Below are 19,256 nucleotides of genomic sequence, written 5' to 3' on the forward strand. Positions count from 1 at the left end.
CTCTGTGTTTTTATACACATTAAATCTACTTTCCATTATACGCTTAAATTTCACTTTCCACAATCTTAAAAAGCCGATATGAGCATTCTAAACAATTTCAATAAAATACGACAAAAAAGCCGAAAATCCCTTTATATTTCTCAAAAGGCAATTTTCGGCTTTTTTTGTTTGTTTAATACGTACGTACTGGCGTAATCAATTGAATGAAATTCGTTTCATTATTTGTTGGTACTAACGTAAATGGATCCAATGGTGTTTTGAATCCAATTTGAATTTCTTCATCTCCAAATGACTTCAATGCTTCACGCATGTAATCAGGGTTAAATGAAATTGTTAGTTCATCTCCTGAAGTCTGAGCTGCAAAAATTTCTTCTTCAACACGACCAACTTCTGGTGAATTTGAAGAAATAGTTGAGCGACTATCACTCACCATAAATTGAATCACATTTGAGCGGCCTTCATGACTTAACAAAGCGGCACGTTCAATTGTTTGTAGTAAGTCACGCGCATTAATTGTTAATGTTGTACGCTTTTCAGTTGGAATCAAGCGTGAGGCATCAGGATAGTTTCCTTCTAACAAACGTGAATAGAAAACTGTGTTTTCACCCAATTGGAAAATAACTTGATTTTCAGCAACACGTACATCTACTGTCTCGACACCATCTAACATCGCTTGAAGTTGTGTCAATGATGGTCCTGGCACAATAATGTCTGCATTAACATCTGATTCACCAAATGTCACTGTTCGTTGTGCTAAACGGTGACGATCTGTGGCAACTGCTGTCAAATTTCCACCTGTAATGATGAAATGAACCCCTGTCAAAATGGGTTGGCTTAATTGCTTTGATACCGCAATAACGGTTTGACTAATCACTTCTGTTAATGTCTCAGCTGGTAATACTAAATGGTTCGTTACTTCAATTTCAGGTAAATGTGGGTAACTTTGTGCATCTTGACCATTAATATCAAATTCTGCACTCTCTGATGTAATCTTGGCTTGCAAACCATCAGTATTAATCAACGTAAATGTTTCACCTGGCAAACGCTTAACAATATTTGAGAAAAAAGCGGCTGGTAAAACAAGTGAGCCTGGTTGTGTTTCAGTTAATTGCGCTTGGTCATCTGAAAACGGAATCTTTGTTTCAATTGAGATATCTGTATTAGATCCGGTTAAAGTTAATCCTGTCTCATCTAATTCTAATTTAACACCCGTCAAAATTGGCATTGATGTTCGAGAAGAAATAGCTCGACTAACGTGATTCATTGCTTTTATAAATTCTGAACGATTAATTGTAAATTGCATTTTACTCTCCTCATGAACATGTATCAGCGTAGCTTATGCATGATTTATTTATAAATATAAAAAATAATAATAGTAATAAGGGGTGTGGATACTGTGGATAACCTCTGTGAGAACGATTATACCAATTATTGGTCTATGTGTATTAGTGTGTGGATAACTTTTTAATAAAGACGCATTTATCCACATGCCTTATTTCATTAATTACGTAATTTTTCGCGAATTTCACCAACTTGACGTTGTAATTGTTCATCTTCAGCAATTTGCTTTTCAATCTTTTCAGTTGAATGCATCACTGTTGTATGATCTTTACCACCAAATGTACGTCCAATTTGTGGAAGCGAATCTTGAGTGAGTTCTCGCGCTAGATACATTGCAATCTGGCGTGGGACAACAATTTCTTTATTACGCTTTTTTCCATTTAAGTCGCTGACTGTCACATCAAAATAGGTTGCGACAGTATCTTGAATAATGGGAACAGTAATGGCACGTTGGCGCTTAAAGCTCATTGTTTCAAGAATTGCGCGAGCTGTTTCAACAGTAATTGGTGCTTTACTGAAACGCATTTTACCAACAACTTGGTTGAAAACCCCTTCCAAATCACGCACGTTTGTATCAACGGCTGCGGCAATTTCGTCTATGACATCATTTGGAATATTGAGATTTTCTTGTTCAGACTTATTACGTAAAATGGCCACACGGGTTGGCAAGTCTGGTTTTGTAATATTGGCTGAATAACCTTGACCAAAGCGGGTTACCAAACGCATTTCTAAGCCAGGAATTTCTTTTGGTAACTTATCTGACGTTAGGACAATTTGGTTATTTTCACGGGTAATGGCATTAAAAGTATTGAAAAATTCTTCTTGAATTTTTTCTTTACCAGCTAAAAATTGAACATCATCTACCATTAATAAATCAGTACTACGATACTCACGTTTAAAAGCTTCGGTCGCTTTAGGTCCACGACGAAGGGCTTCAGTAAAGTCATTAATGAAATCTTCTGTCGTAATGAATTTTACTTTTGCTTCTGGTGAACGCTCAAGGACAGCATTTCCGATTGATTGCATTAAATGGGTTTTTCCCAATCCAACACCACCGTAAATCAAAAGTGGATTCCACTGCGTACCAGGATTATCGGCAACCGCTTGCGCAACTGAATAAGCTTCACGGTTTTCATCTGATGAAACAAAAGTATCGAAACGAAATTCTGGGTTCAGAGTCGCCTTTGTGATGAAATTTGAGGCAAGCGCACTGGCATCATCAGTTTCATTTGATGTGGTTGTTGCTTGTTCTGAACTAAAATTAAGTTGAGTTGGTTGTGGTTCTATATATGTAACGGACGGTAAAACAAATGTTGGTTGTCCGTTGAGAGACATGGTCGCCATCATTGCGGATTGAATGAAAGATTCACGGTAAGAACTTGTATCGCCTTGCCATTCATTTGCAACATCTTCATGGTTACTGGTTAGTTGAAGGGTAACGGTGTTATTTTCATTCTCAACAACTGCGACTGGTGTCAAACTATCAATGAATGTCGCGAATGAAAATTCGGATGTTGTCTTTCGTAAATCCTCTTTAATGGCGTTCCAAAGTTGGATAGGATCCATTTGGATGACCTCCTAAAAAAGAATTAGCTGGTGAAAAATTAGTTTTCCACAATCTGAATTGTGAATAAATCATATCACAGTCAACAATTGTAACAGGGATAATCAGAGTTTTCCACAGCCGAAAAGGCTATAGATAAGGAATAGTGGCGATTTTAAATAACAAAAAGAGATATTCACAGGCTGTGGATAAAGTTATCCGACTTCCCACAGGGGTGTGATAAAAAAAATAGCGCTACTTGTGGATGATTGTGGAAAACTCGGATAAAAATGAATTTTCCAGAGGTTTTTGTGGATAACCTGTTATTAGTGTAGCAGTCTTTCCAGCAGTTATCCACATATTCACAGAGGGGGTAAATAAAAACTTTCCACCACTGTGGATAATGTGGATAACTTGTGGATATTGTGGAAAAACTACATAACACTCTGTTAGGCTGGGTTACTTTGTCCACATAACAGAGCGTTAGTTTTTGGATAACTTTTCATTTATATATTTTTTTTGCCACCTTTAAGTTTTCTTTATAAATTAATTTGTTACAATAGAATCTAAATTGCTGAAATAATAAATTTACATGTAAACGAGAGTTTTACTTGAATTGTTTTTCTGCCAATGGTATTATGGAGAACGAATTGTGGTTTGGCCTTGCCAACCGCAGGCCAAATCTAACTACGAATGAGAGGTGTATTCATATGAAGCGTACATATCAACCTAAGAAGCGTCATCGCTCACGTGTACATGGTTTTCGTAAGCGCATGAGCACTAGCAACGGACGTAAGGTATTAGCACGTCGCCGTCAAAAGGGCCGTAAGGCATTGTCAGCCTAAGTAGGTCATACCTTCAATTAGGAATAACTGATAAATGATTCGCGTGGTGCGGCCAGGAATGGTTGCATCACGCGTTTTCTTTTTGTCTTGATGGAGGAAAAAATGAGAAAAAGTTATCGTGTTAAGACAGAAGCTGATTTTCAAAAGGTTTTTGATCAACATAACTCGGTTGCCAACAAAATGTTTATTGTTTATACCATGAAACGTGAACAACCCACCCATTTTCGCTTAGGCATTTCAATTTCTAAGAAAGTGGGATTGCGAGGACATGAACGCGTTTGGGTTAAACGTCGTATTCGTCAAAGTGTTTTAGAATTTAAACCACGTTTGCGTCAGGATATGGATATTTTGGTAATTGCACGGCCGAGTGCACATGATCAAGACATGGCGATTATTAAGAAGAATTTAGAACATGTATTTAATTTGGCGCATCTCTTTGTTGATGAACAACAAGATGAGATGTCAGCTGATATAACGGAGAATTAATAGATGATGAATACAGTCAAGAAGTTTATAGCGATGCGTTCATTTCCAGTTGCCGTTATTGCGTTAATCATCATGGTGATTGCAGGTGTTACGTATACGGGACCTGCTAACTCAGGAACTGGATTATGGAGTGGTATCATTGTTGGTGCTGTTTCACGTTCAATTTTGGGTGTGTCATCATGGTTAGGTAATAGCTATGGACTTGGAATTATTGTTTATACAATTTTGATTCGTTTGTTGATTTTGCCTTTGATGGCAAATCAAACTGAATCAATGGTTAAAATGCAAGAGATTCAACCCCAGTTACAAGCTTTACAGAAGAAATATTCATCACGTGATCAAGAATCAATGATGGCTATGCAAGCCGAACAAAAGGCGTTGTATAAGGAAGCAAATGTAAGTCCGTTTGCTAGTTTCCTACCATTGTTGGTTCAATTACCAATTTTGATGGCTTTGTATTCAGCCATTCAAACAACAAAAATTTTGCAACAAGGAACTTTTTTGTGGGTTCAATTAGGTGATCGTGATCCTTACTTCATTTTGCCAATTTTGGCGGCTGCATTTACGTTCCTTTCATCATATCTTGTGATGATGGGACAACCAGAAAAGAATACCATGACAACGGCAATGACATTCTTGATGCCACTTATGATTTTCTTCTTTGCGATTAATGTACCATCAGTGCTTTCACTTTACTGGGTGGTTTCAAATGCGTTCCAAGTAGCACAAACTTGGACCTTACAGAATCCATTTAAGCTACGTGCACAGCGTCAAGCTAAAAAAGATGCTGAAAAGGCGCGTGAACGTGCCATTCGAAAGGCAAAGCGTTCAAAAAAGCGTTAAACTAAAAAATAAAACAAGGTTGGTTTTTAATTAAACTAGCCTTTTTTATTTAAGGTCTAAAACAGTTTGTTGCTGTATTGTGATAAAATAAAGTGATGAAATTTTAAGGGGTCACAAAATGAAATTTATAAAAAGTGTATTATCATGGATTATACCAATTGCCCTTGGTTTAGGGATTGCAATTGGGATTAATCATTATGTTGCTGGATTAGTTCGTGTTGATGGAACATCAATGGCACCCAACCTGGCTAATAACGAACGTGTTATGCAGTTAGTTAATGGTGAAGTTCGCCATGGAAGCGTTGTTGTATTTAAGGCCAAAGGTCAAGATCCAGATGTTAAGGATGACAAGAAATACGTTAAGCGTGTTATTGGAATGCCTGGAGATACAGTCAGTGCTAAAGATGGTGAAATCAAAGTTAATGGAAAGGTGATTAACCAAGACTACATTAACGAAAGTGAACAATATGCGACAAATTTCCCTGGACCTGTTGAAATCGGGAACTGGTCAAGTTTGGAACAATTGGGAAACAAGATGGATTGGCAACGGGATAAGACAGTTAAAATTCCTAAGGGTCAATACTTTGTTCTAGGTGATAACCGAGCTGTTTCTAATGATTCACGTTATTGGGGATTTGTAGACGCATCATCTGTAACAGGTGTTGTTAAGGTGCCTTTCTGGGATAATGCTGATAAGAAGGAAGCCGTTAATACGCAATGGAAGAACTTCTTTGAATAAATATTAAAAAGCGTGTAACACTTGGTGTTACACGCTTTTTTGTTTGAATTTATATAGAATGTTTCATGTGAAACACATCAGTTTTTGGGAATAATCAATGCATGTTCATCATCAGTAATGATTTTTAATGGTAACTGAAACGTTTTGGATAGTAAAGTTTCATCAAGCATATCGTGAGATTTTCCAATGGTTAATTGTTGCTGATTAATTAGCCAAATATTGTCGCTGTAATTATATGCTTGTGTGAGATCGTGTAAGATCATCAAGACGGTGAATTGACGTTTGCGTTGCAATACCGTTAATGCGTTTAAAAAGGTTTGTTGATATCTCAAATCTAAATATGTTGTGGGTTCATCTAGCAGCAATAAGTCAGGTTCTTGATGTAGCACATAACCCAGCCAGACCAATTGACGTTGACCACCTGATAGATAGTCGATTTGTGTATCGAGTAAATCAGTTAAATGCAATAACTCTAAGACCTCGGTATCAAGTGTATCGCGTTGAATTGTTAATAATTCGCGAACTGTGAGTGGTTCAAAAAGTTCGTTTTGTTGCGCTAGTAGTGCAATGTTATCAGGAATACCTGTAATGGTACCGCTTTGCGGTTGGTAACTCTCAATAATAAGTTTAAACAAAGTAGATTTACCGATGCCGTTTGGGCCAATTAAGCAGGTTATTTCATGATCAATTAAACTGGCAGATATATCAGTGAAAATGCTTTTTTCATTGACGGCATACGAAACGTGATCAAAATTAAGCATGTTTTCTGCCTCCCTTAATTAATAATAAGACAAATAAAGGGCCGCTAATAGCTAATAATACGGCACTTGTTGGTAATTCTGTCGGTGCAACAATTGTACGAGCAAGTGTATCGGCATTTAACAAAAGTAAACTCCCCCATAATGCTGTCGGTGCGAATAAGGCTTGTGATTTAGCATGTGGAGCCATTAAACGTGACATTTGAGGTAATACAGCACCGAGGAAGAAAATGACGCCTAACAAGCCTGTAACGGCTCCAGCCCACATACCTACGATACATAAAACAAAATAAAGCAAACGGTTTTCAGGAACTTTTAGTAATCGTAATTGTTCTGATGAAAGTGCAAAATATTTTAATTGAGGCCAAACGATAATGAGCAACATGAGTCCAAGGACGAGAACAATTAATAATTGCCAAGTCTGCCCCCAAGTCACCGTACTAAGGCTTGGTAGTGGAACGCCGAAGCCTTCGCTGGTTAATTGTGTGAGTGATTGGAAAGTCATGGCTGTTGCAATCCCAACCAAAATAAGTTGCATCGTTGAACGTTGCTTAGGAATGACGACACGCCAACCAATTAAAAGGACCATGCCACAAATAGCAGCAATGACGACATTTAAATGAGTTAGGGCCGGAATTAAAACAATTAGGCAAAGTGTTAAAAATTGAGATCCATTCATAATACCTAAAATGGAAGCGTCGACTAGATGATTTCTAAGCACTAATTGTAGTAGATTACCGCTTAAGCCGATCATGGCGCCACCAACAACGGCGACAATAATACGCGGTAGTCGATAATTAATTGCCAATTTTAGCGCATCCGGATCGCCTTGGAGTAATGCGGTAAGTGATAGATGCGTGCTTCCTAACAATAAAGCCGCCCCTACACTAATGATAAGGGCGACTGCTAGGATGCCATTATATGCTTTATGCATAATATGATAGCGCTCCTTTTTTTAATTGTCTGCTTCAGCTAGCCAGTCTTGAATTTGCTTAAATGCTTTAGGCGCGTTCAAGTTAGCGGTCATACTGAAAGTAGGTTCTTTAGCTTGGTAAACATGATTATTTTTGACAGCTTTAATATCCTGCCATTGTTCAGATTTAAATTGATTTGTAAAACTTTCAAAGACGCTTTTATCCATCGCATGAGCCATTGTGATAATGACGTCTGGTTGTTCTTGGGCAATGTCTTCAACATTGGCTTGGACGTAATCGCTTTTATCTTTGCTAGTTGTCACAACAGTACCACCGGCACGTTCGATTAAGTCTCCGACATAGCTATATTTCGTACCAGCTAAGTAAGAACCACCAGGCATCCCCATCAAAAGTAGTACTTTTGGATGTTGTTCTGTCTTAGTGTCTTGTAAATCGAGTGTTTCCTTTAGGGCATTAGCTTCTTTTGGTTTATCAAAAGTTTCGCCAAGGCTGGTAATGCTGTTTTGCAAATCGGACACAGTTTTGAAGTTAAGGACTTCGGTATGAATATCATCACTAGCCAACTTCTTTTGATAATCGTCTACTAAACCAGAGTCAACATAGACGGCATCTGGTTTAAGTGAAACAATTTTCTCAATATTTGGTGATACGTGGTTACCCACTTCAGGTAAATCGGCATAACGCTTAGGAACGTCTTGCTTTGATCCCGGTGTGGCAACACCAACGACACTTTTAATACCTAATTTATCAAATACTTGTGATTGTGCATTCGTTGTCGTTACAACGCGTTTGAATTCGGTTGCTTGATTAGCTGAATTGGCGTGGCTATAAGCCACCCAGAGCCACCCGCCACCGAGGATGAGCAACAACACGAAGCATAATGATAATAGGCGTAATTGCTTTTTTGTCATGTTACTTCTTTCTTGATTTGAACCAAATTGTACCAATGGCACCGACTACACCAAGTCCAAGCCCTGTACCAATGACCATCCCAATTTGTTTAAGGGAATCATCTTTGGTGTTGGCATTATTTTCGGTATTTTTTGAAGCAGCGGCAACACTTGCGCTGTCACTAGATTGTGTGTCGGAACTGGCAGCCTCAGATTGATCATTTTTATCAGCATCATCTGCTTCATTTTGATTGTCTTCTGAGGACTCAGATGATGATTTCTCAGCATCAGGAGCAGGAATTGAACTAGCATCTAGTTGTAAACCAACATTGTACGTATGATGGTAGTCAATATTATCGACATCAACTTTAATCACTGCATTATGGCGTTCAGTTAAATCATTGGTTTGATAACTGTAAGTGACTGTTTGTGAATCGCCATTGTCGACTTGTGAGACATTGGCACCGCCGCCATCGATACTTAAAATTTGAACTGGGAAATTACCGAGTTTCTTATCAGTAGTGATGGTTGATGTCACGACATAAGTTCCATCGCCATTATCGACGACATTAGCTGAATTTGAAAAATACGACGCAGCATAAGAAGTTTGTCCCGTCCCATCTTTTAAGACCGCAAGCGGAACAGTGTAATTATCGGCATGTACGTTGGGTGTCCATGCAACTAGCATGAATAAACTACTTAGGAAAAGGACAACTAGATATTTTTTATTAAAATACATAACGCTCCTCTAACCCTTGAATAGCGCCCAACCGAGCGTTGTTCCGATATATCCAAGGACAGCTGAGATAATACCACCGATTGATAAGAAGGTATTATTCATATCTGACTTTTGCTTGTTAGCTGCTTGAGCTGCAGGATCTGCATCTTGAATGTTATCGGCATTGTTAGCTTGTTTTGAACCATTGTTTTGCTTTGAATGATTGTTATTATTATTGTTTTTGTTGTTACCGGCTTGGTTAGTCATCAAGCTGGCAGCAGGTGCATTACTATTCATCATTGCTGACATCATGTTGGCGTTGCCTCCAGAAAAGGCAGCACTCATTGGATCGGCACTGGCATCATTGCTAGCACTTCCACCAGCAGGTGCACCACTAAATCCAGGTGTTAAACGTAGTGAGAATGGTTGAGATTCTGAGAAGACACCTGGAATTGAGACATCGACATGACCTGTGATGATAGAGCTTAAGGCTGACTTGGCAATCGTAAAGGTAAATCCATTACCAGAGCGATGTGCGGTTTGGCCACCCAAACGTAAGTTAGTAATCATTTGGGCCGACTTGGCGTCCTTAGCAAAAATGGTTACTTTAGCCATAGATCCGTTAATTTCAACGTGGGCCGCGTTAAGCATGTAATTTTGCATAACTGATGATTGGCTAGTGCCTTGCTTCAAATATTGCGCTGCATAGTTGTAGTAGCTGTCTTTGGCAGTTGAAACACCACCATTTGTGACGGCAACAGCAGCAGCTGGTGTTGTCATTGGTGTCGTAGCGCCTTGTGCGACTGAAGTGCTTGATGTGCCACGCCCTTCGTTAGGCGCAGCTTTTGCTTTTCCAGTTGGGAGGTTGGTTTGCCGTACATTATTTTTTTCATGACGGCCACCCAATTTAATTGAAAACGGTTGACGTTCTGAGATGATACCAGGAAGTTCAACATGAACACGCCCATTCAAGGTAACTTGTTTTTTAGTTTGTAAATTACGCTTACCTAGATTGAAATAAAAATCATTACCCCTACGTTCGGTGGAGGCTTTACCTTCCAAAGTCATGCTTTGAATCATTTTATTTTGTTGAGGACCAGCTGCATGCAAAATAACATATTGGTCACCATTTCTTTGATACATCGTTGCCGATGGCTTCATGTATTGATTCATGGTAGACGTTGTAGATGTACCGCTCTTTACATAGCGCGCTGTATAAGTTACTTCCTTTACCTTATTCGAAGTTGATTTCTTTGAATTTGTCTTTTTTGATTGAGACTTATTCGAAGTTGATTTCTTTGAGGTGTTCTTTTTTGAACTTTGCTTCTTTTGACTGGTGCTCTTCTTTGAGCTTTGCTTTTTAGAATTTTGTTTTTTTGTACTTTCAGACTTTGCCTTAGCATCTGCTGCTTTTTTCTCAGCTTCAGATTTGGCTTTGGCATCCGCTGCTTGTTTTTCGGCTTCAGACTTTGCCTTGGCGTCCGCCGCCTTTTGCTCAGCTTCAGATTTGGCTTTAGCATCCGCTGCGCGTTGTTCAGCTTCAGATTGTTTCTTAGCAGCATCTTCAGCAGATTTATTTTGGTCAGGTGCTGGCTTTGGCAATGTTAGTTGAAGGTCAACAGGTTGTGATTCCTTGATGACACCAGGAAGTTCAACATCAACATGCCCTTTAATCACTTTTGATAAGCCATTTGCGGGGATGCCGGTCACCACAAAGTTATTCCCTTGGCGCACGGCCGTTTTACCGCTCACGGTGAACTTTTTAAGCATGTCGGCCGTTGTTTTATTTTTGGCAGGAATCGTTAATTTCGCTTGCCCATTAACGATATCAATCGTAACTTGGGTGCCCATATATTGGGTCATCGTTGATTGGTCGTTTGTATTTTCCTTTTGGTAACGAACCGGTACAACATAGTGACCATCAGGTAATGTCGTGTTGGCAACAGTTGATACAGCTTGATCGGCATGAATGACAGGATTGACTTGGGGATTTGTCACCATCAGTGTTGAACCTAAAACAGCACTTGAAAATAGCAAAACCATTGTATTTTTAATTTTCATGGTATTTTTAACCTACTCCTACTAAAGATTTATTATATATTTGTGAATAATTTCATCTACTTTTATTATAGGTTATTGTTTGTGAAAAAAACAGGATTTTTTAGACACATTAGGCCTAAATGTCATTTTTGCTAAGATTTGTTTTTTGATTATCGAACAGGTCAGCGATTTTTAAATCGGACGGTGTTAAAATAGACTGACGGAAACATATATTAAGGAGACAATTATGCAACAAACGTATGCAATTATTGGTTTGGGCCGTTTTGGTAGCTCATTGTTGGAAGCGTTGATTGAAGCAAATCAAGAAGTGATGGCCATCGACAAAGACCCAGAACGTGTTGAAGATTACATGGAAATTGCGACACATGCCGTGATTGCGGATGCGCAAGAAGAAGAGGCGCTCGTTGAACTGGATTTAACTAGTTTTGATCATGTGGTCGTATGTATTGGTCATAATCAACAAGCTTCGATTTTGACGACAATCCTCTTGAAGGATTTAGGTGTGCATAATGTGATTGCTAAAGCGGAAAATAAGCTGCATGCGCGTGTGCTTGATAAAGTGGGCGCTGATCAAGTGGTCCGGCCTGAAACTGAAATGGCCCTGCGCTTAGCGGAACAATTAATGTCTCCGAACTTGTTGAGCTTTATTAATCTTGGGGATGAATACGCGCTGGGTGAAATTAAGGTTGCTAATTTGCGCTTTACCAATAAAACCATTGCTGAATTAGACGTACGACAAAAGTATGGCTTAACAATTGTAGTTATTAAATCACAAGGTAAAGTGACGGTGTTGCCAGGCCCAGATACGATGATTGAAATTGGTGATACGATTACGGTTGTGGGTACACATAAAAATGTTCAAAGATTTGAAGAAACAATTGATAATGTTAAATAGTAGAAGTATTGACTTATAAAAAAAATACTGATAATATACGTTTCTAAATTGTTTTATTTGATGAATAAAGAAGCTAAATAATCCGTTTAATTTTAAGAGAGCTCGGCTGGTGAAAAAGAGCAATTAACGATGTTTTAGTGGAGCTTTAGGAGAATAAAATAATACCTATGAATTAAGTCGTTTAGTGCCAGTCGTGTACTAAAAAATAGGGTGGAACCGCGTTTATTAACGTCCCTATGTCAAATTTATTTGGCATAGGGACTTTTTTTATGTCCTTATGCACAGAGGAGGTATCTGATGGAGCATCAGGAAGAAGAGCGTGAATTATCACGCGGATTAACATCGCGCCACGTGCAGATGATTGCAATTGGTGGTGCGATTGGAACAGGATTGTTCTTAGGTTCAGGGGAAGCGATTCGCACAGCTGGTCCAGCCTTGATTTTGGCTTATGCGGTAACCGGATTCTTTGCTTACCTTATGATGCGATCGGTTGGAGAATTGTTACTCTCAAATCCTAAATTAAGATCATTTATTGATTTTGTACGTGAGTATCTAGGTGAACGTTGGGAATTTGCGATTGGTTGGGCCTATTGGCTGAGCTGGGCAAGCTTGGCCATGGCTGACCTAACGGCAGTTGGTATTTATATGCGGTATTGGTTCCCGCAATTACCGCAGTGGGTGGCACCGTTAATTGCGGTGATTATCCTGGTTTTGGCTAATTTGATTCACGTTGGGTTATTCGGTGAGTTAGAGTCGGCCTTTGCAAGTATCAAAATTTTTGCCATTTTGGCTTTAATTGTCGCAGGTTTATGGATGATTGCTTCTGGCTTCCAAACACACGGAACAACGGCATCATTTGGGAATCTATTTAGTAATGGTGGTTTCTTTGCAACGGGTGGTAGCGGATTTATTCTTGCCTTCCCAATGGTCATCTTTGCATTTACAGGAATTGAAATGGTTGGGCTAACGGCTGGTGAAACAAAACATCCAGAGGTCGACTTGCCCAAAGCGATTCATGCCGTGCCTGTTCGTATTGGTTTGTTCTATGTCGGATCAATGATTGTTATTATGTCAATCTTCCCATGGAACCAACTAGACCCTGCTCAATCACCTTTTGTCCAAGTCTTTGCTGGACTAGGTGTTCCTGCAGCAGCAGATGTTGTTAATTTCGTTGTTTTGACATCAGCCTTGTCTGCCGCTAATTCTGCTATTTTTTCAACATCACGAACATTATATATTCTTGGACAGAATCAACAAGCGCCTAAGGCATTTGCTAAGTTGTCAAAGCAAGATGTGCCAGTTAACGGTATGTTAGCCTCATCAGCTTTGTTCTTGGCTGTTGTGATTTTGAATTATTATTTCCCAACTAAGATTTTCGTCTTGATTACGGGAGTTGCTACGATGAGCTTTATCTTTGTCTGGATTATTATTATGATTACGCATATCAAATATAAGCGGACACCAAGTAGTCAAACTTCAACGTATCGGATGCCTTGGTTCCCTATCTCAAGTTATGCAACTATTTTCTTCTTTGTTGCAGTATTAATTGTGATGGTCTTTAATAAGGCAACCCAAATTTCGGTGATTGCGACGGTGATTTACTTCATGCTAATGCTGATTGGTTATACAATTTGGCAAAAGCGTCGTAAAAATTAAAAAAAACGGTGTTCCATTTGGAACACCGTTTTTTTAGGCATTTATTTATGATAAGGAGAACCTTCGTTAATCATAAAGGCTCGATAGATTTGTTCCGTTAAAACAAGGCGCATTAACTGGTGTGGCAAAGTAAAACGGCCAAAACTGATTTCTGCATTTGCTCGCTTCAAAACAGCAGGATCTAACCCTAATGAGCCACCGATAATAAATGTTATGTCAGACTTTCCATGTAGTGCAAGCTGATCAATTTCCGCCGCCAGTTCTTCACTACTACGTTCTTTACCTAGTATTGCCAATGCATAGACGTACTCGCGATCTTTAATCTTACTTAGAATACGTTCACCTTCTTTTTCCATCACTTGATCCATTTGAGCTTGTGAAAGTTGTTCGGGTGCTTTTTCATCAGGAACTTCAATAACTTCAAATTTCCCGAATTTTTGAAGGCGTTTTGCATATTCTGCAATACCTGCTTTTAGGTATTTTTCTTTCAATTTCCCAACACAAACGATTTTGATATTCATTTTAACTCCTCTATTTTATAAAAATCTTTACTTTATTTTTGGTTAATTAATAAATGTGGATAACTTGTTAATAATTTAATAAAAATAGACTTATCCACACGAACAAAATTTGCTTTACACAGGCTATAAACAGCATTATATCAACACTCAAAGCGTTTGCCTTATGGTCTATTTTTTGCTTATCCACATATCGATAAAAACCTGTGGAAAACTCGTGTAAAAGTGATTAAATAAGTACTTATAGCTTACCATATTTTTTTAAAGAACCAACAATTTTTAAGGTTATGCACAGTTTTCCCCAGTTAGGTTTTGCTAGTTTTAAGTTACCACCAAAAATAAACCTTCACAAACGCGTTAATGTTCGTAAGTACAATACATTTTATGTTTTTGTAATAGCAAATGTCCATATTTAAAACTTATTAGCGAACAAAAACACTTTTATCCACATTGATGAAAAGTTATCCACAAAAAACATTAGTTTTAAGCTAATCCACAGGAATAAAATGCTTTTAAATCAGTATTTTGCAAGACACAAATACTAGTATTGAAGTTATCCACAGCATAATTATCCCCATATTAGGTGGGGTTCGGGGTAAAAATGAACAAGTTGTGCACAAGTTATCCACAGGCATGGTGTGAATAAGTCTTTTTTCCACAAGTTTTCTACAAATGATGTGTATAACTTTGGGAAAACTTCTGTATAATAAGTGTGATAGTTGGGAGTGACTTAATCATGAAAAAAATTTTAGATCGACTTACCCCACCCCAAATTTTAACGTTCGGTTTTTTAATTATCATCGTTAGTGGTGCTCTAATTTTGCAAACGCCGATTGCACATCATGCGGGTGTTCAGGTGTCGTTTATTGATGCTTTATTTACGGCAGTTTCTGCAACTGCGATTACAGGTTTAACAACGCTTCCAACGGCCAGTACATGGTCGCTGTTCGGGCAAATTGTTATTTTAATTATGATCGAAATCGGCGCATTAGGTTTTATGACCTTCACGGTTTTGCTATTAACGATTACGCGAAGACGAATCGACTTAAAAGCCCGTTTGCTCATGCAAGATGCGCTTAATTTACGAAACTTAGCAGATGTGAAAATTATGTTGACGTATGTCTTTTCATTATCAGCGATTATCCAAGTGGTTGGGGCCTTCTTGTTGGCATTTGACTTTGTGCCACGCTTTGGTTGGGGCAAAGGTGTCTATTACAGTGTGGCCCACTCTATTTCGGCTTTTGGAAATGCGGGATTTACGTTCTTTCCACAGCCGGTTTCAATATTTCAAGATGACCCTTATGTATTAACGGTCTGGATGTTCTTAATTTTAGCGGGTTCATTAGGTTTCTTGGTTTGGCGAGACTTAATGACATTGGTTAAACGACAACGACGTCGTTTAAGCTTGCATACACGAATCGCGCTTTCAACCTCAGGTTGGTTAATTGTGGTTGGCTTCTTCGGTTTCCTATTAACTGAACGCGGTTTGAGCACACTACCAGGGTTGACCAATTTAGATCGATTAATGGATACGTTGTTCTTATCAATCGTCCCACGTACAGCCGGATTTGAAGTTGTGCCGATGTCATCCATCTCAAGCGGTGGATTAATTATTTTAATGGTATTGATGTTCGTTGGTGGAACGCCTGGATCCACGTCTGGTGGTATTAAAACGACCACATTGGGGATTTTGTGGCGACAATCGATTGCGGCTTTGCTTGGTCAAGAACACGTGACTTACGGTGATCGACAAATCAGTCAATCTAATATCATTAAAGCCATGATGTTAGCGGTATTATCATTGGCGTTTGTACTAGTCGCATCGCTTATTTTGTCCATTACAGAAACCGTTCCGAATGGACATGGCTTGGAATATATTACTTTTGAAGTGATTGCAGCCTTCTCAACAACCGGTTTCTCATTAGGTTTGACGCCTGATTTGTCCGTTGTTGGGAAAATTGTCATTATGTTTGTTATGTTTATCGGCCGTGTTGGTTTGTATACGGTTATGTTTTCAGTATTGAATATCCATGAACGTAGCAGTCATCATCAATATCCAACCGAAGAAATCATGATTGGATAGCATTAAAGACCTTGAAGGATTAGCCTTTGAGGTCTTTTTTATATCTATTATGTGAATTGTTTCACTTAATAATTTTAATCTGTTTAAAGGCGCTTAGAGTTTTGTTCGCCTTTTTGTTTTTCTTGTAAAGCCTAACGGTTTCCTGTCTTTTCCTCTTGTTCGATTCTTCACATATTATGATAAAGAAAAAAGCCCGTCATGCTGACGAGCCTTTGCAAGTTTACAGATTATCCATGGCATCGTTTAACAATTGGTCCACAAGGATATTACCATCGCTGGTAGCGTGACCTTTAACCCAAATAAACGATAACCGGTCGTTTAGTGTTTTGACCAATTCAAAGATTTGTTTCCAAGCAGTTAAGTTGGCGATTTCACCACTTTGTTTGCGCCAACCATTTGCTTGCCAATTGTACATCCAATTTGTGACACCATCGAGGACATATTTTGAATCACTAACAATAGTGATTGGAGCATCGGTACGTTGCGCTTGTAATAGCGCGTTAATGAGTGCTGATAGCTCCATTTCATTGTTCGTTCGACCTAAATAGCCTTTACTATCTGTGTAGACAGCGTTTTTTAAATCAGTTCCAGCATAGATTGCGATGGCCCACGCTGCTTTATCAGTATCGTTAACATGACCACCGGCATGATTTCCAGTGTTACGGTTACCGCCGTCTGTAAAAATGTAAAACTGATTGGGAGCGGCAGTGAAGCTACCATCATATGCGGTTGTATATTGACGTGCTGTACTTTTTTGGTCGTCAAACCATGCTTGGGCCGCGCTTTTTGTTGTAAAACCTTTGTATTTGGGTGCGGGCTTGGTTTGGGTATAAGGTTGTACTTTGGACCATGGTTCAGTATATAAACCTTCGTATTGATTACCGATAATGGCATATGTTTTCATAGGTGAAGCCTCCAATTGAAAAAGAAAAAATGAATCCAATTGGATTCATTTAAACATTTATAGTTTATTTCGATGAACAAGGCGTGGAATCAAATAGCGATCTGCGCGTGCAATGACCATACCTTGGCATAAGAATGAGAAAATTGTCCCGATATTAACCGCAACGATTTCTTTTGTCACAATCCAAATCACAAGGGAAATTAGCATTGGAATGGCAAAGTTAAGTGTTTGTGCGACGACAACATTTCCTTTGAAGTACCTAAAGCGCATAACGTTTGTCAAATCGTCTAGCGGGTGTAAGAATGTTGCGAGACGTTGAGTCACGGAAATTCCCATACCAATCATGGTGATACCTACTAAATCTAATATTAGGCGTACCCAATATCCGAGGTCGTTGACACCTAAATGTTTGAAGTATGTAGCAGTTGCACCGATGACAATACTAAAGATAAAGACAAAAGCTAGGTTTCTAAAGAAACGGACCGCATCAAAATGATGTAAGATTAGTGTGACTGCAATTGCAGCAATTAGTCCAAAGCTAAATAGAAAATAATCAATTGGCAAGTGGGTTACGTTGGATAAATTGGCTGCTGCAGCAGTCCATGGGGCAGATCCCATATTAGTTGCGACGGTTAAACCGTTACCAATCGCATTTAAAAGTAATCCGATGAGTAAAAATAGAATGCTTTGAAAATTTGTTAAATGTCTTGTTTGTCCGTTTATATTGTACATATATTATCTCCTGGTTGATAGTCTAACAAATTTTATCTCTATTGGCTAAAAAAATAAGATATATATTGAAATTTATGATAAATTGAAGAATTTAGCGCCATACTTACTTAAATGAATGTTTGCGAGGAAGGCTGAGCTATGACATTAAAGACGAAAAAGAGAATTGTAAACTATATATCTTATTTTGGAATTGCCTTAACCTTTTATTTAGGGTACCGGCTATACCAAGCCGGGGCTTTCACAGATCCGCATGTATTAAAAGAATTGATTTTACGCGTGGGAATTTGGGGACCGATTGTCTTCATTCTAGTTCAAACTATACAGGTTGTGGTTCCGATTATACCAGGTGGAATTTCCTTGGGAGTTGGTGTAATCGTCTTTGGTCCATTCTGGGGTTTTATCTATAATTATGTTGGAATTGTTGCGGGATCGCTGATTCTATTCGGGTTAGGACGTCGGTATGGGCATAAAATTATTGATATATTTGTCAGTCAAAAGACGATTGATAAATATATGAGTAAATTGGACAGTAAAGGTTGGCATATAACCTTTGCGCTATTGATTTTGGCGCCAGTTGCGCCGGATGATGCACTAATATTATTAACAAGCTTGACGAAAATGACATGGCGCGAATTTACGGCCATTATTGTATTATGTAAGCCAGCAACGATTTTGGCGTATAGCATGGCCATGGTATACGGTGCTGATTGGCTTATGAAGTATGTTTAAATAAAATATAACGGCCCCCTTTAAATCAATGATTTTAAGGGGGTTCTTACTTAGTATAGGGAGTTTAGGATATGGATAGATTGTATTATGATGTGGTTAGCGTCGCTGATGCGGAATTAATTATTGCTTCAACAGACCAAGGGTTGGCCTTTGTTGGATCACCAAATGCCGGATTGGAAGAAATTCAAAAATTTTATCCGACATATGAATTAGTTCAAGATAGTGGGCTCAATAAGTCTGTTTCCCAACGATTAAATAGCTACTTTCAAGGTCAAAATGTGTTGGAAGAGATTCAATGTGACATTCATGGAACTGACTTTCAAGAATCAGTTTGGAGTGCATTGAGAAATGTTCCATATGGAACAACGCAAACTTATCAACAAATTGCAGATGCAATTGGTAAACCGAAAGCTGCACGAGCAGTTGGCACAGCAATAGGAAGAAATCCAGTTTTAATGGTCGTTCCATGCCATCGAATTGTTTCAAAAAACAAAGGTGGTTCAGGATATCGCGGCGGTTTAGAAATGAAAAAGCGCTTGTTAGAATTAGAGCGTTAGAAGTCGAGATGTGATTGATTTTG

At 38.6% G+C, this 19,256-nt stretch carries 19 protein-coding genes; 9 read left to right on the forward strand and 10 right to left on the reverse strand.

The features are described from left to right. Positions 1-172 precede the first annotated feature (172 nt). On the reverse strand, positions 173-1,303 hold the full coding sequence (gene dnaN, locus IV67_RS07570) for a DNA polymerase III subunit beta (protein ID WP_057788678.1): 1,131 nt from the start codon (positions 1,301-1,303) through the stop codon (positions 173-175). Between the two features lie 197 nt (positions 1,304-1,500). Next, complete coding sequence (gene dnaA / locus IV67_RS07575; protein ID WP_057788680.1) at positions 1,501-2,907, reverse strand: chromosomal replication initiator protein DnaA; 1,407 nt, start codon at positions 2,905-2,907, stop codon at positions 1,501-1,503. A 687-nt stretch (positions 2,908-3,594) separates the two neighbouring features. Between dnaA and rpmH the strand changes: the two genes are divergently transcribed. From rpmH to lepB, 4 genes are all read left to right on the forward strand, one after another. Beyond that, complete coding sequence (gene rpmH / locus IV67_RS07580; RefSeq protein WP_057744688.1) at positions 3,595-3,729, forward strand: 50S ribosomal protein L34; 135 nt, start codon at positions 3,595-3,597, stop codon at positions 3,727-3,729. A gap of 102 nt (positions 3,730-3,831) precedes the next feature. Continuing rightward, on the forward strand, positions 3,832-4,215 hold the full coding sequence (rnpA, locus tag IV67_RS07585; protein WP_057788682.1) for a ribonuclease P protein component: 384 nt from the start codon (positions 3,832-3,834) through the stop codon (positions 4,213-4,215). Between the two features lie 6 nt (positions 4,216-4,221). Continuing rightward, positions 4,222-5,058: a YidC/Oxa1 family membrane protein insertase gene (locus tag IV67_RS07590; protein WP_057789114.1), complete on the forward strand. Its 837-nt coding sequence runs from the start codon at positions 4,222-4,224 to the stop codon at positions 5,056-5,058. A 118-nt stretch (positions 5,059-5,176) separates the two neighbouring features. Further along, the gene (lepB, locus tag IV67_RS07595; protein WP_057788684.1) at positions 5,177-5,797 is read left to right on the forward strand and encodes a signal peptidase I; all 621 of its coding nucleotides are present in this window, start codon (positions 5,177-5,179) and stop codon (positions 5,795-5,797) included. Positions 5,798-5,874: 77 nt separating this feature from the next. Here the strand turns inward: lepB and IV67_RS07600 are convergent, their stop codons facing one another. The 5 genes from IV67_RS07600 to IV67_RS07620 are packed head-to-tail and all read right to left on the reverse strand — an operon-like array spanning position 5,875 to position 11,159. Beyond that, positions 5,875-6,558 carry an ABC transporter ATP-binding protein gene (locus IV67_RS07600; RefSeq protein WP_057788686.1) on the reverse strand — a complete coding sequence of 228 codons (684 nt, stop codon included), beginning with the start codon at positions 6,556-6,558 and terminating at the stop codon, positions 5,875-5,877. Beyond that, a complete protein-coding gene (locus IV67_RS07605; protein WP_057788688.1) occupies positions 6,551-7,489 on the reverse strand; it encodes a FecCD family ABC transporter permease in 939 nt (312 codons plus the stop codon). Before IV67_RS07605 ends, IV67_RS07600 begins: the two co-directional genes overlap by 8 nt. Before the next feature lie 21 nt (positions 7,490-7,510). Beyond that, positions 7,511-8,401: an ABC transporter substrate-binding protein gene (locus IV67_RS07610; protein WP_057788690.1), complete on the reverse strand. Its 891-nt coding sequence runs from the start codon at positions 8,399-8,401 to the stop codon at positions 7,511-7,513. A gap of 1 nt (position 8,402) precedes the next feature. After that, positions 8,403-9,119, reverse strand: a complete 717-nt coding sequence (locus IV67_RS07615) for an NEAT domain-containing protein (RefSeq protein ID WP_057788692.1) — start codon at positions 9,117-9,119, stop codon at positions 8,403-8,405. A 9-nt stretch (positions 9,120-9,128) separates the two neighbouring features. Beyond that, positions 9,129-11,159, reverse strand: coding sequence for an NEAT domain-containing protein (locus tag IV67_RS07620; protein ID WP_057788694.1), 2,031 nt, complete (start codon positions 11,157-11,159; stop codon positions 9,129-9,131). A gap of 226 nt (positions 11,160-11,385) precedes the next feature. On the opposite strand from IV67_RS07620, the gene IV67_RS07625 reads away from it, so the two are divergent. Further along, positions 11,386-12,054, forward strand: coding sequence for a potassium channel family protein (locus IV67_RS07625; protein WP_057788696.1), 669 nt, complete (start codon positions 11,386-11,388; stop codon positions 12,052-12,054). Positions 12,055-12,351: 297 nt separating this feature from the next. Continuing rightward, positions 12,352-13,710, forward strand: a complete 1,359-nt coding sequence (locus tag IV67_RS07630; protein ID WP_057788697.1) for an amino acid permease — start codon at positions 12,352-12,354, stop codon at positions 13,708-13,710. A gap of 41 nt (positions 13,711-13,751) precedes the next feature. Here the strand turns inward: IV67_RS07630 and rlmH are convergent, their stop codons facing one another. Further along, positions 13,752-14,231: a 23S rRNA (pseudouridine(1915)-N(3))-methyltransferase RlmH gene (rlmH, locus tag IV67_RS07635; protein ID WP_057788699.1), complete on the reverse strand. Its 480-nt coding sequence runs from the start codon at positions 14,229-14,231 to the stop codon at positions 13,752-13,754. 733 nt (positions 14,232-14,964) lie between these two features. Here rlmH and IV67_RS07640 point away from each other — a divergent pair. Then, positions 14,965-16,311 carry a TrkH family potassium uptake protein gene (locus IV67_RS07640; protein WP_057788701.1) on the forward strand — a complete coding sequence of 449 codons (1,347 nt, stop codon included), beginning with the start codon at positions 14,965-14,967 and terminating at the stop codon, positions 16,309-16,311. Positions 16,312-16,531: 220 nt separating this feature from the next. Here the strand turns inward: IV67_RS07640 and IV67_RS07645 are convergent, their stop codons facing one another. Further along, the gene (locus tag IV67_RS07645; protein ID WP_057788703.1) at positions 16,532-17,215 is read right to left on the reverse strand and encodes a ribonuclease H1 domain-containing protein; all 684 of its coding nucleotides are present in this window, start codon (positions 17,213-17,215) and stop codon (positions 16,532-16,534) included. A 57-nt stretch (positions 17,216-17,272) separates the two neighbouring features. Further along, the gene (locus IV67_RS07650; protein WP_057788704.1) at positions 17,273-17,947 is read right to left on the reverse strand and encodes a DUF6198 family protein; all 675 of its coding nucleotides are present in this window, start codon (positions 17,945-17,947) and stop codon (positions 17,273-17,275) included. Positions 17,948-18,085: 138 nt separating this feature from the next. Between IV67_RS07650 and IV67_RS07655 the strand changes: the two genes are divergently transcribed. Continuing rightward, on the forward strand, positions 18,086-18,676 hold the full coding sequence (locus IV67_RS07655) for a TVP38/TMEM64 family protein (RefSeq protein WP_057788706.1): 591 nt from the start codon (positions 18,086-18,088) through the stop codon (positions 18,674-18,676). 71 nt (positions 18,677-18,747) lie between these two features. Continuing rightward, a complete protein-coding gene (locus IV67_RS07660) occupies positions 18,748-19,233 on the forward strand; it encodes a methylated-DNA--[protein]-cysteine S-methyltransferase (RefSeq protein ID WP_057788708.1) in 486 nt (161 codons plus the stop codon). The last annotated feature ends 23 nt before the right edge of the window (positions 19,234-19,256 follow it).

It is taken from the genome of Weissella minor, assembly GCF_001437425.1.
GTDB classification, from domain to species: Bacteria; Bacillota; Bacilli; order Lactobacillales; family Lactobacillaceae; genus Weissella; species Weissella minor.

Bases quoted from the DNA above. Each gene is read 5' to 3' on its own strand.
- dnaN (WP_057788678.1), bottom strand. From the start codon at position 1,303: ATGCAATTTACAATTAATCGTTCAGAATTTATAAAAGCAATGAATCAC.
- dnaA (WP_057788680.1), bottom strand. From the start codon at position 2,907: ATGGATCCTATCCAACTTTGGAACGCCATTAAAGAGGATTTACGAAAG.
- rpmH (WP_057744688.1), top strand. From the start codon at position 3,595: ATGAAGCGTACATATCAACCTAAGAAGCGTCATCGCTCACGTGTACAT.
- rnpA (WP_057788682.1), top strand. From the start codon at position 3,832: ATGAGAAAAAGTTATCGTGTTAAGACAGAAGCTGATTTTCAAAAGGTT.
- IV67_RS07590 (WP_057789114.1), top strand. From the start codon at position 4,222: ATGAATACAGTCAAGAAGTTTATAGCGATGCGTTCATTTCCAGTTGCC.
- lepB (WP_057788684.1), top strand. From the start codon at position 5,177: ATGAAATTTATAAAAAGTGTATTATCATGGATTATACCAATTGCCCTT.
- IV67_RS07600 (WP_057788686.1), bottom strand. From the start codon at position 6,558: ATGCTTAATTTTGATCACGTTTCGTATGCCGTCAATGAAAAAAGCATT.
- IV67_RS07605 (WP_057788688.1), bottom strand. From the start codon at position 7,489: ATGCATAAAGCATATAATGGCATCCTAGCAGTCGCCCTTATCATTAGT.
- IV67_RS07610 (WP_057788690.1), bottom strand. From the start codon at position 8,401: ATGACAAAAAAGCAATTACGCCTATTATCATTATGCTTCGTGTTGTTG.
- IV67_RS07615 (WP_057788692.1), bottom strand. From the start codon at position 9,119: ATGTATTTTAATAAAAAATATCTAGTTGTCCTTTTCCTAAGTAGTTTA.
- IV67_RS07620 (WP_057788694.1), bottom strand. From the start codon at position 11,159: ATGAAAATTAAAAATACAATGGTTTTGCTATTTTCAAGTGCTGTTTTA.
- IV67_RS07625 (WP_057788696.1), top strand. From the start codon at position 11,386: ATGCAACAAACGTATGCAATTATTGGTTTGGGCCGTTTTGGTAGCTCA.
- IV67_RS07630 (WP_057788697.1), top strand. From the start codon at position 12,352: ATGGAGCATCAGGAAGAAGAGCGTGAATTATCACGCGGATTAACATCG.
- rlmH (WP_057788699.1), bottom strand. From the start codon at position 14,231: ATGAATATCAAAATCGTTTGTGTTGGGAAATTGAAAGAAAAATACCTA.
- IV67_RS07640 (WP_057788701.1), top strand. From the start codon at position 14,965: ATGAAAAAAATTTTAGATCGACTTACCCCACCCCAAATTTTAACGTTC.
- IV67_RS07645 (WP_057788703.1), bottom strand. From the start codon at position 17,215: ATGAAAACATATGCCATTATCGGTAATCAATACGAAGGTTTATATACT.
- IV67_RS07650 (WP_057788704.1), bottom strand. From the start codon at position 17,947: ATGTACAATATAAACGGACAAACAAGACATTTAACAAATTTTCAAAGC.
- IV67_RS07655 (WP_057788706.1), top strand. From the start codon at position 18,086: ATGACATTAAAGACGAAAAAGAGAATTGTAAACTATATATCTTATTTT.
- IV67_RS07660 (WP_057788708.1), top strand. From the start codon at position 18,748: ATGGATAGATTGTATTATGATGTGGTTAGCGTCGCTGATGCGGAATTA.